The organism is Shewanella sp. 4_MG-2023 (assembly GCF_030548015.1).
Taxonomy (GTDB): Bacteria; Pseudomonadota; Gammaproteobacteria; order Enterobacterales; family Shewanellaceae; genus Shewanella.
This window is the reverse complement of the sequence record NZ_JAUORL010000029.1, coordinates 19,700-34,672: the sequence shown is the minus strand read 5'-3', so window position 1 is coordinate 34,672 and position 14,973 is coordinate 19,700. Positions and strand designations below refer to the sequence as shown.

Annotated in this window: 9 protein-coding genes; 3 read left to right on the top strand and 6 right to left on the bottom strand. The window is 43.0% G+C overall.

Going from position 1 to position 14,973, the window contains the following annotated elements; genetic code table 11:
* Nucleotides 1-8 precede the first annotated feature (8 nt).
* The 6 genes from gshB to Q4546_RS15025 form a co-directional block, all read right to left on the bottom strand.
* Nucleotides 9-962 (bottom strand): glutathione synthase, encoded by a 954-nt coding sequence (gene gshB / locus Q4546_RS15050; RefSeq protein ID WP_102436726.1) that lies wholly within the window; start codon nucleotides 960-962, stop codon nucleotides 9-11.
* A gap of 37 nt (nucleotides 963-999) precedes the next feature.
* Complete coding sequence (rsmE, locus tag Q4546_RS15045; protein ID WP_102475341.1) at nucleotides 1,000-1,746, bottom strand: 16S rRNA (uracil(1498)-N(3))-methyltransferase; 747 nt, start codon at nucleotides 1,744-1,746, stop codon at nucleotides 1,000-1,002.
* Between the two features lie 12 nt (nucleotides 1,747-1,758).
* Nucleotides 1,759-2,469, bottom strand: a complete 711-nt coding sequence (locus tag Q4546_RS15040; protein ID WP_241901138.1) for an endonuclease — start codon at nucleotides 2,467-2,469, stop codon at nucleotides 1,759-1,761.
* Nucleotides 2,470-2,689: 220 nt separating this feature from the next.
* Nucleotides 2,690-3,265: a SprT family zinc-dependent metalloprotease gene (locus Q4546_RS15035; RefSeq protein ID WP_102436731.1), complete on the bottom strand. Its 576-nt coding sequence runs from the start codon at nucleotides 3,263-3,265 to the stop codon at nucleotides 2,690-2,692.
* Between the two features lie 94 nt (nucleotides 3,266-3,359).
* Nucleotides 3,360-4,553 carry a hypothetical protein gene (locus Q4546_RS15030; RefSeq protein WP_102436733.1) on the bottom strand — a complete coding sequence of 398 codons (1,194 nt, stop codon included), beginning with the start codon at nucleotides 4,551-4,553 and terminating at the stop codon, nucleotides 3,360-3,362.
* A 56-nt stretch (nucleotides 4,554-4,609) separates the two neighbouring features.
* The gene (locus Q4546_RS15025) at nucleotides 4,610-5,521 is read right to left on the bottom strand and encodes a LysR family transcriptional regulator (RefSeq protein WP_102436735.1); all 912 of its coding nucleotides are present in this window, start codon (nucleotides 5,519-5,521) and stop codon (nucleotides 4,610-4,612) included.
* A gap of 124 nt (nucleotides 5,522-5,645) precedes the next feature.
* Here Q4546_RS15025 and Q4546_RS15020 point away from each other — a divergent pair, with 124 nt between their 5' ends.
* The 3 genes from Q4546_RS15020 (at nucleotide 5,646) to Q4546_RS15010 (ending at nucleotide 14,878) form a co-directional block, all read left to right on the top strand.
* Nucleotides 5,646-10,202, top strand: coding sequence for a biotin carboxylase N-terminal domain-containing protein (locus Q4546_RS15020; protein ID WP_102475340.1), 4,557 nt, complete (start codon nucleotides 5,646-5,648; stop codon nucleotides 10,200-10,202).
* A 422-nt stretch (nucleotides 10,203-10,624) separates the two neighbouring features.
* Nucleotides 10,625-12,715, top strand: a complete 2,091-nt coding sequence (fusA, locus tag Q4546_RS15015; RefSeq protein WP_102436739.1) for an elongation factor G — start codon at nucleotides 10,625-10,627, stop codon at nucleotides 12,713-12,715.
* Nucleotides 12,716-12,913: 198 nt separating this feature from the next.
* The gene (locus Q4546_RS15010) at nucleotides 12,914-14,878 is read left to right on the top strand and encodes an alkyl/aryl-sulfatase (protein ID WP_102475339.1); all 1,965 of its coding nucleotides are present in this window, start codon (nucleotides 12,914-12,916) and stop codon (nucleotides 14,876-14,878) included.
* Nucleotides 14,879-14,973 lie beyond the last annotated feature (95 nt).

Here is a 14,973-nt window from a genome sequence, read left to right as displayed (position 1 = left end):
CTTTTGATTTATGCTTTTTTATTGATACGCGCTTCAATTGAGTCCATCAACATCCCAGTAATATCCACATCAAATGCGGCTTCAATTTCTTTGATACAAGTTGGGCTGGTGACGTTAATTTCAGTTAGCTTGTCGCCAATCACGTCAAGACCAACAAAGATAAGCCCACGCTTTTTAAGCTCAGGTCCGATAGTGTTAGCAATATGCCAATCAGATTCCGATAACGGCTGCGCCACACCACGGCCGCCAGCGGCTAAATTGCCACGGGTTTCGCCTTTTTGTGGAATGCGTGCCAGTGAGAAGGGCACTGGCTGGCCATCGACCACTAAAATGCGCTTATCACCAGAAGTAATATCTGGAATAAAGGCTTGTGCCATGGCGTATTGCTGACCTTCATTGGTTAAGGTTTCAATAATAACGCCTAAGTTAGGATCATCTTTCTTAACGCGGAAAATTGAACTGCCACCCATACCATCAAGTGGTTTTAAAATGATATCGCCTTTGGCTTTATGGAAAGCGCGGATGCGTTGCTCATCTCTGGTGACTATGGTTTCTGGGGTGAATTCTGAGAACCACGCAGTAAACAGCTTTTCATTGGCATCACGTAAACTTTGTGGCTTATTAACGATCAGTGTACCTTGCTCTTCAGCGCGCTCAAGCATATAAGTTGCATAGATAAACTCAGTATCAAATGGTGGGTCTTTACGCATTAAGATGACATCAAGGTCAGCCAGTGGCGTATCAATACTGTCGCCTAATTCAAACCATTTTTCAGAATTTGCTGCAACAGTCAATGAACGCATGGTGGCAGTAGCCTCGCCATTAACCATAGCAAGATCATTCATTTCCATATAAAACAACTGATAACCGCGAGCTTGCGCTGCCATTAACATGGCGAAACTAGAATCTTTTTTAATGTTAATCTCACTAATTGGATCCATTACTATGCCGAGCTTAATCATACTTTTATCCTTATATTCTCAATGCATGCATCATTGATTAACCAATATCACCAAACCTAAGTTGCAAGGCGGTGATAGCCGTTAGCGAAGCGGTTTCTGTTCGTAATACTCTTGGACCGAGCAATACATCGGTAAATTGTTGGGTTTCTGTCATGGCGATCTCTTCTTCTGATAAACCGCCTTCAGGACCAATTAGCAAACGAACTTTATGGCTATCTTTACTCTCATCCAATGACAGACCATTAATACCATGTGCCGCTCTTGGGTGTAGGTTCAACTTTAGCGCATCGGTTTGCTCAGCGCACCACTGACTTAAGGTCATGGCTGGGCGCACAACAGGGACCACACTTCGCCCTGATTGCTCGCAAGCACTAATGACAATTTTTTGCCATTGAGCGATTTTTTTATCGAGCCGTTCGCCATTAAGTTTGACTCCACAGCGATCTGAAAATAGCGGGGTTATGGTGCTGACACCCAATTCAACAGACTTTTGAATAGTAAAGTCCATGCGGTCACCACGAGAAATAACCTGGCCTAAATGTAAATCTAACGGTGACTCTGAATCATTTGCCGTTTTTGTAATGATTTCCACAGTGACATTCTTTTTATTGGCGCTGATGATATTGGCTAAATAGTCATAACCATCACCGCTGAATAAACTGATTTGCTCACCTTGTGTCATACGCAGCACTCGGCCAATGTGGGCTGCACCGTCTTCATCAAGCTTTACTTGTTGGTTGAGCGCTAGCTCATTGACGGGCTGATAAATTCTTGGAACTCGCATAAATAACAATCCTTAATCAATGAGGCTGAGGGTTTGGCATTGTTTTAAGACAATTTTATTATGGTTACCCTGTTTTTCTGCAATTAAACGATCCCGCAGGCATTCTGTTTCGTTGACAGGGTAATAGCTGTTCCAAACTTCAAACAAGCGTTGTTGGCTAGATGAAATCGACAACCCATAAGTGTCTTGCATGTAAAAATAGGTTCTGGCAATAGCGCCGCGGCTTTGCTCAGGTGGTTGCACCTTTCGGCCCTTAAAGTCGACTACCATATCACATTGGCCATATAGGGTAGACTTTGCATTCCACTGACTAAAACGGTAATTGCTTCTGTCGCCGTTGACTTCACCCACGGTTGGAGTGAGGTTGTGTAAGTCGGCTTCCATTTTCTTAAATTCTGGGCTAACTCTGCCGCAATTTTTTCTGCCACCATCTTGCCAGCATTGTTCCTGATGGCCAAACTCCCAAGCTGAAACCACATGTTCCCATTCAATTCTGTTAGCTCTAGGGATTTGTTTCCTAACCTGATAACCACAGCTTTCTAAATCGGGTTTCCACTGCTTACCGACCACCTTAATGTCGCAGCCACAATAAAAACTGCTCATGGGGAGCGAGCTACTATAAATCTGCTGAGCAATTTTTTTAGCACTTCGAAAACTTTTCGGGTGTTCAGCTGCGTGTAAATTTGATGACGTTAAAATGATAGCGGTGAAAAGCACTAACAGCCACAGAGGCTGTAAAATATGTTTTAAATACTGTTGCACAAAAGACCCTGATTTTTATATACGGCACAGGCGTTATACGGGTGGTATAGCCTGATATTTGCGAAGGATGGTAAGGGATTGAAACTGGGGATGCAATCAATTGTGTTATTTCAATGCTAACAATGGCAAATATCACTATAAGTGAATGATAAATATTAGGATAAAGTAAAATTATTTACGGCTATGTTTTGGCTGTTAGTACCTGTGAACAGCGGATACAACGGTATTGAGTTTGATTGCGAGTGACTTTGTTGTGGCGGCGAATACTGAGCATGACCGGGCCGCACTGACAATGATACTGAAACTGTTTACCTGCAACGGATTTAGTGTCCAATTGATGGGTGGTGTCTGCAGGTATTTGATAAATGCCGTTCATTAACTGTTGCCACTCTTTACCGTGGGGCTTCACTTTGCCAAACAGTTGAAAGCACAATAAATGACTAACTTCATGGGGCACCACTTGGGTTACAAATGCATCGACATTCTCTTCTAGTAACACTGGGTTAAAGCGCAGTTTATTCAATTGTAGATGCGCAGTGCCAGCGCTTTTGCCTCTTAAGCTAAATAGAATGCTCGGACGGGGAAATTTTCGCTGCAGTTGCTGCTCGGCCAATTGATAGTCGGATTCTATTTTCAATAATACTTGCTGTTGGGCTTCGGTTTTCGGTAATGGAATACGAGCCTCTGAAGCAAGATGTTTAGTACAGGTATTTGCTATGGGGGTTGATGTTCGGCGTGCGAAAATAGATTTGAACATAATAAGCTAATCGTAAAGAGTTGTAAGTTGCTGTAGGCGAAATCGCCTGCTGATAAGGCTATAATAGCATTATCAGCAGGGCATAAAACTAATGCTAAAGCGAACCCGCAGCAAGTTTTACCATTTCGCGGATTTGCTGCACCATTTTCCATTCCATTTCTGCATCAAAACCTGCGACTCTGGGAGTATGAATATGGCCAACCGGTAAAGTACGGTTAAATTGTTGCTTTAATAAAATACTGCGATATGAAATCTCATTAGATAAATAACCGCCGCCAGAGCCTTCTACCGATTGCTCGTTAGCCAGTTCGTAAATGGACTTAGCATCAAATTGACCTCTGCTAATGCTGGTCACTTGATGATTGTCATTGATGCTCCAGTCACCTTGGGCTTGCTTCATGGCAGAGACAGGCAGTGAAAACTCCACAAACTCGGGACCGTTTAAGTTACCGCCATTAAAAAGTGGAGCCATTGGGGTGGTTTTATTTGCACCAGTATAAACGTTCAAATTGTCAGGTGCTGCTGCGCTGCGACCTCTTGCGGGGAAGCGCTCTAAATCAAAATTATCACGCCCCATACTGACAGTAAAAATCATATCAACACTATTATCACGATACATAGGCGTTAATAGTGATTCGATCATGCCGTTATCAAAGTCGGCAAAACGCACCGGGATCATCACAGTTTCGATTTGAGCTTGTTTGCCATTAACATTAAAAGTGACGCCATCTAAAGCCAAGGCTGTTAATCCTGATGGGTTACTTTGATCAATATGCTTATCTAAAAAGAATGGGTCAAAACCTGTGACGAGAATTTTAATTTGGCTTTCGGGTAAAAACTGAATGTCGCTTAAGCCTCTTGAAGACTTCTCAAACGCTTTAATCAAGATGTCACGCTGCCAAGGGACAATATTATAACCCGCATGGGCGGTTTTTAAGGTCTCTCGCATAGCAAGGCGACTCCAATATAGGCCGCGATCATCGTGTTTGCCTGACTGAACATCGGCTACCGCTTGCTGCCATAGTTGGGTGCCTTGGGCTGCGACCATTTGGGTAATGACTAGCTCATCAGTTGAGTTAACCAGCTTGTTACCTAAGCTGCTATTAAAGTGTTCATATTGATTAACCACGGCAGGCATTGAGCTCAGCGCTGTGGGTAAACGTAACTCTTCAACGTCTCGTTGTATGCTGAAGCCTTGGGCAACAGTAGGGGCTGAAGTTAGCAATAAGGCAGTAAAAGCTGCCAAAGCAGTACGGTTAAATAAGGGGGCAAACAAGGGCTTGAACATGACTATTCCTTTAGGATGTTTTATTTTTATGAGTTTAATTTAACACGGCTTTAGCACTAATTCATTATTGATTGTAATGACTCTTGGCTACCATATCGTTTCGCGAAAAAATCTAAAAAGGCGCTAATATTACTGGCTAATTGCCGTCTACTTGAATACACCCCGTACACTTTGAAGGGTTCCATAGGCCACTCTTGCAGTAATGGCACTAAACTGCCTGCTGCCAGTTCTTGCTTACAGCTATTATTGGATAGCATGGCGATACCAAAATCATCTTGAGCGAGGCGTTTGACCATACTGGCACTATTGACCCTGACCTTGCGTTTAAAGGTGGCCATGGTTTTGCGATTGCCTTTACCTACCGGCCAAATAGGCGCCGACATGCTGGTGCCTAATAATATGCCACTGTGCTGGGCCAGCTCTTGAGGGGTTGCTGGTGTGCCTGATTTTTTGAGATATCCAGGGCTTGCAACTAATATAGGTTGGCGTTCAAACAATAACCGCGCCACTAAGTCAGAAGATTCTAATGGGCCATATTTTATGGCAATATCATAACCTTCGCCGACTAAGCCAACATTACTGTCGGTGAATTGAACGTCGAGCTCGATGTTGGGATAAAGGCGCATGAAGCTACTGCAAAGGGTGGCAATGACGTCTTGAGAGAATGACACCGGAATGGCAATCCGCAATGAACCGGAGATATCGCTATGGGTATTTTCGATAATGGCTTTGGCGGCTTCAATTTCTTGGCGGATAGAATCACAATGTTGATAAAACAAAGCACCAATTTGAGTCAGACTTAAATTACGGGTATCACGTTGCAGCAAGCGTACACCAAGTTGCTCTTCTAGCTGAGCGACTTTACGACTTATGGTTGATTTTGGCTGGCCAATATCTCTGGCCGCCTGGGAGAAACCTTTTGCTCTAACTACTGCTGCAAACAGCATCATACCGTTTAAATCAGGCACCTTAGCCTCACTGTCTCAAAAATGGAACAAAGCGTCCCCAATAGTTTAATGGTAATTGTACAGGGAACAAAGTTATATTTACCGACTAAAAATTTTAGAGGCTATATAAGCAGAGGATCTAAGGATGACTAGCAAAAAGCAGCCCGTACACAAGACATCGGCACAATCGGCTGACCCGCTCTTTCTTAAAGCGGAGCATTTAGCTAAAGATTTTTCATTATTTCCAGCTCACAGTAAGCAAACTTTAGCTGAAGAAATCAAAGGATTGTTATCTGAAGATGCGATCCAAGCAAATTTAAAAGAACTGTCGACCTTAGATGTCGATAGTTATGTGGCTAAAGTTATTCAACCGACTTTAGATAAAAACCGCCCAAGTGCAAAACGTGTTATCGCTGATCTAAAAGGTAAGTTGATCACTGAGTTTCACTTAGGTTCTTTTTACAGTGCTGAAATTGAATTAAATTTCGGTTCACGTACTCGCCGCATTGGTTTTATCGCCCAAGAAAGAACCTCGGCAAACGGTGCGTGGATGCCTGAGCATCATTTAGCTGCATGTAAAGCGATCCGTCACTTTGCTGAGTTATCAATGCCAATCGTTTACTTAATTGATACTCCTGGCGCCGATGCGGGGGAAGTGGCTAACAGCCAAAACCAAGCCCATACCATTTCAAAAGCCATTGCAGAAAGTGCCAATGTTGACGTCCCAACTGTCGGTATCGTGATCGGCGCAGGTTACTCTGGTGGCGCGATTCCATTAGCGGCGGCAAACATCTTATTGTCATTACGTGACGGTATTTTTAACACTATTCAACCGCAAGGCTTACAAAGCATTGCCCGCAAGTACAACTTGTCATGGCAAGAATGTGCTAAGTCTGTGGGGGTATCACCAGAAGAGTTGCTTTCTGCTGGTTGTATTGACGGTATAGTTGATTTTTCTCCTTATGATAAAGACGAGCGTCAGCATAACCTGCGCCGCGCGATTATCAGTGGTATTGAAGCGGTAGAAAATGCAGCCATCACTTTTGTACGTGAATCTGACGATTTACGAGAGCATTATGATCGTAGTTTAGCGCGCTATTTAGATCCCTCTAAAAACCTTTCAGCCTTAGAAAATAACCAAGGTTTAGCTGTGGCGAACAGTCCAACCATGCACCACAATGTGTTTGGTAGTGCCTATCGTTATTTGCGTTATCTCACTGTGCGCAGTCGTATTCATTCAATTTCGGTTGAACAGTATGGCCGTTTGTCGAAAGTGAGTGTACCTGAAGGTGATTTACTGGCGCGTATTCAGCAAGAGCAAGACAGTGTATTTCAATCTTGGTTAGCGACGCCTGATAAATTAGTTTACGACGAAGAGTTGAATAAGCTTTGGGGCACTTTTGATGCCAAACGTAGCGAGATTTCAGCTGAACGTAACGTGATCACTCGTTTCATCTTAGGTGAGCCGAAAGAGAACTATAAGAAAGCCCGTAAGGCATTGCTCTTTAACATCGGCTGGTCTTTGTATCATCGCTGGAAAGGTAACTCAGCTAACAACTTCAAAGGCTTAATTAAGCACCTTGAATCATTGCCATCATCTACTACTCAAGCGCCTTGGCCTGAGCTGAATCAACTGACTGTACTTGATATTGTGGTCAATGATGAGTTGCGTGAAGACTTCATTTGGCAATGTCATAACGTATTAATCTTTAATGCACTATACGACAATGTGGTGGTTAACTTAGCGTCGATTTCCAAAGAAGCGATGATGTCTAAGAGCTTGTCACGTGAATCAGTTGATAAGTTATTGCATAACGCCATCGATACTGCGTTATCAAATAATGATGAAGCCAACGATAAGAGCAAGTTCTATAAATGGCTTAAATTCTTCATGGCGCAATCTAACCGTGCAGAACTGTTAACCCGTGTAGAGCAATGGAAGAGTGTCGGTTTCCCGCAATTAAACGACAGTTTATTTGTTATCTTAACCTACTTCTTTGAGCGTTTATTGCCAGAGTATTTCGACAGTGAAGAAGATCAATCTAAGTACACAGGTGCTATCAACCCTGTGCGTATTGGTCGTCGTAAAGATTTCTGGAACCGCCTCACCATGGGCTACCAAGATCTACTGATCCAAAAAGTCCTTCGTGATGAAAAGCGCCAAGGGAAAATGGGTTGGGAAAATATTATTGGTAAGTTCTTCACCGAATTTGAAGAGCTTAATGGCGATAAGATGTCTGCCAACTTGCTCAACTTCCCAGGTTTCCGTTTATCTATTGAAGATGCATTAGACAAAGGCATTCGCCCATGTGGTTTAATTACCGGTTTAGCTGACTTTGATAATAACGGTCAAACACTGCGTGTCGGTGTTGCGGTATCAAACATTGCCTTCCAGGCTGGTGCGTTTGATATGGCCAGTGCTGAGAAGTTCAGCGCGCTATTAATTGAATGTGCTAAGCGTAAATTGCCAGTGGTTTGTTTTATCAGTTCTGGTGGTATGCAAACCAAAGAAGGTGCAGCGGCACTATTCTCAATGGCTGTGGTTAATGACCGTATCACCCGTTTTGTACGTGATAATGAATTACCGGTATTGATGTTTGGTTTTGGTGATTGTACCGGTGGCGCACAGGCAAGTTTTGTGACCCATCCGTTAGTGCAAACTTATTACCTATCAGGCACTAATATGCCATTTGCTGGTCAAATGGTGGTGCCTGCATACTTGCCATCAACAGCAACGCTATCTAACTACTTATCTAAAGTACCGGGTGCGATGACGGGCTTAGTGCATAACCCATTCACCGATACTCTTGATAGCCAATTATCAAGTATTGATCCGTTAATGCCACTGCCAACATTGCATGCCCAAGAGATCATTGCTAAAGCGGTATCAACCTTAGTGCCTGAAGTTAAAGCCATTGAAGAGAAGATTGTTCAAGACGATCCTCGTGCGTTAATGAAGCCGATTGATAAAGTGCTTATCCATGCACGTGGTTGTACTGCGGTTAAGTTGATCCGTAAAGCCCATGACAACAAAATTAATGTTGTTTTGGTGGCATCAGATCCTGATATGACCTCAGTGCCTGCAGACATGCTTAAAGTGAACGATAAGCTGGTTTGTATTGGTGGTAACACCTCTGATGAGAGTTACTTAAATGCCTACTCTGTCCTGAAAGTGGCAGATTACGAAAACGTTGATGCGCTTCACCCTGGTATTGGCTTCTTGTCAGAAAGCCCGCAATTTGCTGCTTTATGTGTTAACAATGGCGTAAACTTTGTTGGCCCAAGCGTGCATTCGATGACGACTATGGGTAACAAATCAAACGCGATTAAAACCTCACAAGGCCAAAACGTGCCTGTTGTGCCGGGTAGCCACGGTATTTTGACCAACGCCGAGCAAGCGGTAAACGTAGCGCTTGAAATTGGTTACCCTGTATTGCTTAAAGCGGTACAAGGTGGTGGTGGTAAAGGCATCCAAGTGGTAACTAAAGCTGAGGACATGATTGGTTTGTTCCAAAAGACTTCAACTGAAGCGGCTGCAGCATTTGGTAACGGTGACCTTTACCTTGAGAAATACGTCACCTCATTGCGTCATATCGAAGTGCAGTTACTGCGTGATAAGTTTGGTAACACCAAAGTGTTGGGTATTCGTGACTGTTCAGTGCAACGTAATAACCAAAAAGTGATTGAAGAATCGGGTTCAACCATGTTGCCTGAAGAGCTTAAGCAACGGGTACTTGAATACACTCGTGCATTAGGTGATGCCACTGATTACATGGGTGCGGGTACGGTTGAGTTTATCTACAACCTTGATGCTAACGAAGTGTACTTCATGGAAATGAATACCCGTCTGCAAGTTGAGCATCCAGTGACTGAAGCAACCTCAGGAATCGATATTGTTAGTGCCCAGTTTGATATTGCTGCGGGTCGCTCAATTGAAGATCTAGAGCCAGTTGAACAAGGTTACGCCATGGAAGTGCGTATTACTGCTGAAAAAGCAGCCCTTGATAGTGATGGTGTACTGCAGTTGTTGCCAAACCCTGGCAAGATCAGTGAGTGCTTCATGCCTGAAAGAGACGATGTTGAAATCATCTCAATTGCTGAAACGGGTAAAGAAGTATCGCCATATTACGACAGCTTAATCGCGCAAATTATTATTCGCGGTGAGTCTCGTGAAGATGTGATCACTAAGATGTCTGCTTACTTAGATGAAGCTTACATCAAAGGTATTGCCACTAACATTCCATTATTGAAGCTTATCCTTAAGGATGCGACCTTCAATCAAGGTGTTTACGATACTAACTATCTACCACGCTTGATGGCTGAGTTAGATGTACCTGCCTTGATTGCTGAAATGGAAGCGGCGGCCGAAACTGTTGGTTTAGATACCGAGTCTTTACGGGTTGCTGAAAGTAACGAGCTTAAAGTGTTAGCCCAAGGCGCTGGTATTTTCTATACCTCACCAGCACCGGGTGAGCCTGACTTTGTTAAAGAAGGTGACATAGTCACAGTAGAGCAAACATTAGCGCTAACTGAAGCGATGAAGATGTTCTCTCAAGTAAGCTTAGCCGGCTTTAACCGTCAAAATGCAGTGCTGTACCCTGAAGATAAAAAGTATCGCATTGAGCGCATTCTAAACGGTAATGGTCAGCAAGTTTCTCAAGGTGACTTACTGTTTGTGATTTTGCCCCTTGATGGCGAATAAGCTTAACGCTTGATTGCTTGATGACACAAAAATCCCTAAAGCTTTTTTAGGGATTTTTTTATGTCCGACAGCGAATTAAATACTTTTGCATCAGTCGACGAAGAACAACTTAAATTCACCTAAATGAAGGCTATTAAGTCAATATTAACCTTGTTGTAGTAACCTAAGGTCAATTTAAACAGCTTAGAAGTAAAAAAACACTATTGTTCGAAAAATAAACGATAAGTTTTATTTCTCTGTTTTATATAAGAAATGTGTATTTTTATCGAATTTATTTACGTAAAATGCGATAAAAATTGCAAGTCCTATTTGCGCTATTGCAGGTTCCAACTTACAATATGCGCCTTAAATAACCTGATGTGCGGTGTGTCTAAGTTTTTACACGCTCCGTCTACCTCTTAACTAATCATTAAAGTTGAATCATGACCGAATTATCCAAATACAGAAACATTGGTATCTTCGCTCACGTTGACGCGGGTAAAACCACGACCACCGAGCGTATCCTAAAGCTAACCGGTAAGATCCATAAGATCGGTGAAGTTCATGATGGTGAATCTACTACTGACTTCATGGAACAGGAAGCTGAGCGCGGTATTACTATTCAGTCAGCAGCAGTAAGCTGTTTCTGGAATGACCACCGTTTTAACGTTATTGACACTCCTGGTCACGTTGACTTCACTGTTGAAGTTTATCGTTCACTAAAAGTGCTTGATGGCGGTGTTGGTGTATTCTGTGGATCTGGTGGTGTTGAGCCTCAGTCAGAAACTAACTGGCGTTATGCTAACGAATCAGAAGTTGCTCGTATCATCTTCGTAAACAAATTAGACCGTATGGGTGCTGATTTCTTACGTGTTGTTAAGCAAACTAAAGATGTTCTAGCTGCTAACCCACTAGTTATGGTTCTTCCTATTGGTATCGAAGATGAGTTTAGTGGTGTTGTTGACCTACTAACTCGTAAAGCTTGGGTATGGGACGAAACTGGCGAAGCTGAGAACTACAAAATCGAAGACGTTCCAGCTGACATGGTAGACATGGTAGAAGAATACCGTGAAATGCTAATCGAAACTGCTGTAGAGCAAGACGATGACCTAATGGAAGCTTACATGGAAGGCGAAGAGCCATCTATGGAAGAAATCAAGCGTTGTATCCGTCAGGGTACCCGTGATATGTCATTCTTCCCTACATACTGTGGTTCTGCGTTCAAGAACAAAGGTATGCAGCTTCTTCTTGATGCTGTTGTTGACTACCTACCTAACCCAGTTGAAGTTGACCCACAACCTCTTACTGATGAAGAAGGTAACGAAACTGGCGAACACGCTTTAGTTTCAGTTGACGAGCCATTCAAAGCGTTAGCATTCAAAATCATGGATGACCGTTTTGGTGCACTAACCTTCGTACGTATCTACTCTGGTAAGATCAACAAAGGTGACACCATCCTTAACTCGTTTACAGGTAAAACTGAGCGTGTTGGTCGTATGGTTGAAATGCAAGCTGATGAGCGTAACGAATTAGATTCAGCGCAAGCTGGTGACATTATCGCTATCGTTGGTATGAAGAATGTTCAAACTGGTCACACTTTATGTGATGTTAAACATCCTTGTACTCTTGAAGCAATGGTATTCCCAGAGCCAGTTATCTCTATCGCTGTAGCGCCAAAAGATAAAGGCGGCAGTGAGAAAATGGGTATCGCTATCGGTAAAATGATTGCAGAAGATCCATCTTTCCGCGTAGAAACTGACGAAGACTCAGGCGAAACCATCCTTAAAGGTATGGGTGAGCTTCACTTAGACATTAAAGTAGACATCCTTAAGCGTACTTACGGTGTTGACTTAATCGTTGGTGAACCTCAAGTTGCTTACCGTGAAACTATCACTAAGGTTACAGAAGATAGCTACACGCATAAGAAACAGTCTGGTGGTTCTGGTCAGTTTGGTAAAATTGACTATGTTATCCGTCCTGGCGAGCAAAATACTGGCTTTACTTTCAAGTCTTCAGTTGTTGGTGGTAACGTTCCTAAGGAATTCTGGCCTGCAGTTGAGAAGGGCTTTGCTAGCATGATGAATACCGGTACTGTTGCTGGTTTCCCTGTGTTAGACGTTGAACTAGAACTTACAGATGGTGCTTTCCACGCAGTTGATTCGTCAGCTATCGCGTTCGAAATCGCTGCTAAAGGCGCATTCCGTCAATCTATGCCTAAAGCTGGCGCACAACTTCTTGAGCCTATCATGAACGTTGACGTATTCAGCCCAGATGACAACGTTGGTGATGTTATTGGTGACCTTAACCGTCGTCGTGGCATGATTAAAGACCAAATGGCTGGTGTTACTGGCGTTCGTATTAAAGCTGACGTACCGTTATCAGAAATGTTCGGTTACATCGGTTCACTACGTACTATGACATCAGGTCGTGGCCAATTCTCTATGGAATTCGCTCACTACAACCCATGTCCTAACAGTGTTGCTGAAAAAGTAATTGCTGACGTTAAAGAACGTGAAGCTGCTGCTAAGAAGTAATTCTAGCGTTTAAGCTTTAATAAAAACCGCTGCAAGCTAATGCTTACAGCGGTTTTTTTATGCTTTAAATTTGAGGATAAAAAATAAAAATTATTAATAAATATAAAACTAATAGCGCTAGCGCTTGGTTAAATAAGCAGCTAACTTTACTCCTAGGATAACGAATTAAGTATTTAATCGTGTTTAAAAGGAGCTTATATGAAACCGCTTTATCTGCTTGCCGCGGCTTTTTCTGTCGCGGTGTGTTTTAATAGTGTCGCCGCTACTCAATCTAAACCTGCTACTGAACATACTCAAAAAGCCAATGCCGCAGTGCTAAAGGCGCTTCCCTTTAACGACAAGCAAGATTTTGACAATGCTAAACGGGGTTTTATTGCTAAGCCTGATGTGGTGACCATTAAAGATGCCAATGGCAATGTGGTATGGGATTTAGAGCAATACAAAACTTATATTAGTGATGACAAAGCCTCCCCAGATACGGTCAACCCCAGTTTATGGCGTAATAGCCAATTGGTACTTCATCATGGTTTATTTGAAGTGACTGATAATATTTACCAAGTACGTGGATTTGACTTAAGTAACATCACTTTCATTAAAGGCGACAAGGGCTGGATTGTATTTGACCCATTAATCTCCCCTGAAACAGCTAAAGCCTCATTAGACTTAATTAATAAGCATATTGGAGAGCGTCCAGTGGTGGCGATTGTTTATAGTCATAGCCATATTGACCATTATGGCGGTGCAACCGGCTTAGCCACAGCTGAAGATGTCGCCAGCGGTAAAGTGCAGGTGATAGCGCCGGAGCATTTCACTGAGCATGCGGTGTCAGAAAATGTCATTGCCGGTAATGCCATGGGTCGCCGTGCGGTATTTATGTACGGCGCATTACTGCCTAGAAATGCCCAGGGCGGTGTAAATGGCGGTCTAGGTATGACAGTATCGACCGGGCTTGCGGGTTTATTAGTGCCTAATAAGGAAATCAAACAGACGGGGACTAAATTAACTATTGATGGTGTTGAAATGGAGTTTCAGTTAACCCCCGGCACTGAAGCACCAGCTGAGATGAACACTTGGTTTCCACAATATAAAGCCTTGTGGATGGCGGAAAACACGACTAATACCATGCATAACATCTTAACCCTTCGTGGGGCGCAAGTGCGAGATGCGCTGATTTGGGCCAGTTTCCTTGACGAGACTATTAGCCTGTGGGGCCAAGAAGCAAAAGTTAAGTTCCAAAGTCATCATTGGCCTTTATGGGGCAGTGACAACATTATTCCTTATTTCAAAAAGCAGCGTGATATCTACAAATTCACCCATGACCAATCAGTAAGACTGATGAACCAAGGTTACACAGGCGAAGAGATTTCTGAAATGATCACACTGCCACCTGAATTAGAGCAGAACTGGGCTACCAGAGGCTATTACGGTACGCTGAAACATAATAGCCGCGCAGTGTACCAACGTTATATGGGCTGGTATAACGGTAATCCATCTAACCTTGATAATCTGCCGCCAGAAGTGGTTGCTAAAAAGTATATGCAGTACATGGGTGGCGAAGCTGAAGTGGTTAAAAAAGCCAAAAACTCTTTCGCTGATGGTGAATATCGCTGGGTTGCTGAGGTGATGAAACATGCTGTTTTTGCTAACCCTCAATCTACTGAGGCTAAAGAGTTATTGGCCGATGCCTTTGAGCAATTAGGTTATCAAGCTGAGTCAGGGCCTTGGCGTTCAGTATATTTACAAGGTGCTTATGAGCTGCGAAATGGTATTCCGTCGGCAGGGGGAACTCAAACCGCAACACCTGATACTATTCGCGCGATGACACCTGAATTGCTGTTTGATTATTTAGCGGTAAGATTGGATTCTGCCAAAGCGGCGGGTAAACAGTTTGATATCAATATTGATTTCACTGATCTTAAAAAGGGTTACAGCTTAACAGTTGAGAATGCGGTATTACACCACAGCTCAAATCAAGTTGAAGACCCGGATGTCGGCTTAGTTATGAGCATGGAAACCATGAATAGCATCCAGCTAAAAGAGATAACCTTTGATGAGGCCATTAAAAAAGGCGATGTAAAAATTAGTGGCGATGAAAGCTTATTCACTGCGTTTTTAGGCATGCTTGATGAATATAACTTCTGGTTTAATATTGTGACGCCGTAAAGGCTTTAGACTTTGAGCCTTAGCTAATGTTGTCATGTTAGCGACAAACTAAAATGCCACTGAGATCCAGTGGCATTTTTATTTTACATCGATAT

Bases quoted from the DNA above. Each gene is read 5' to 3' on its own strand.
- rsmE (WP_102475341.1), bottom strand. From the start codon at position 1,746: ATGCGAGTTCCAAGAATTTATCAGCCCGTCAATGAGCTAGCGCTCAAC.
- Q4546_RS15010 (WP_102475339.1), top strand. From the start codon at position 12,914: ATGAAACCGCTTTATCTGCTTGCCGCGGCTTTTTCTGTCGCGGTGTGT.
- Q4546_RS15020 (WP_102475340.1), top strand. From the start codon at position 5,646: ATGACTAGCAAAAAGCAGCCCGTACACAAGACATCGGCACAATCGGCT.
- gshB (WP_102436726.1), bottom strand. From the start codon at position 962: ATGATTAAGCTCGGCATAGTAATGGATCCAATTAGTGAGATTAACATT.
- fusA (WP_102436739.1), top strand. From the start codon at position 10,625: ATGACCGAATTATCCAAATACAGAAACATTGGTATCTTCGCTCACGTT.
- Q4546_RS15035 (WP_102436731.1), bottom strand. From the start codon at position 3,265: ATGTTCAAATCTATTTTCGCACGCCGAACATCAACCCCCATAGCAAAT.
- Q4546_RS15030 (WP_102436733.1), bottom strand. From the start codon at position 4,553: ATGTTCAAGCCCTTGTTTGCCCCCTTATTTAACCGTACTGCTTTGGCA.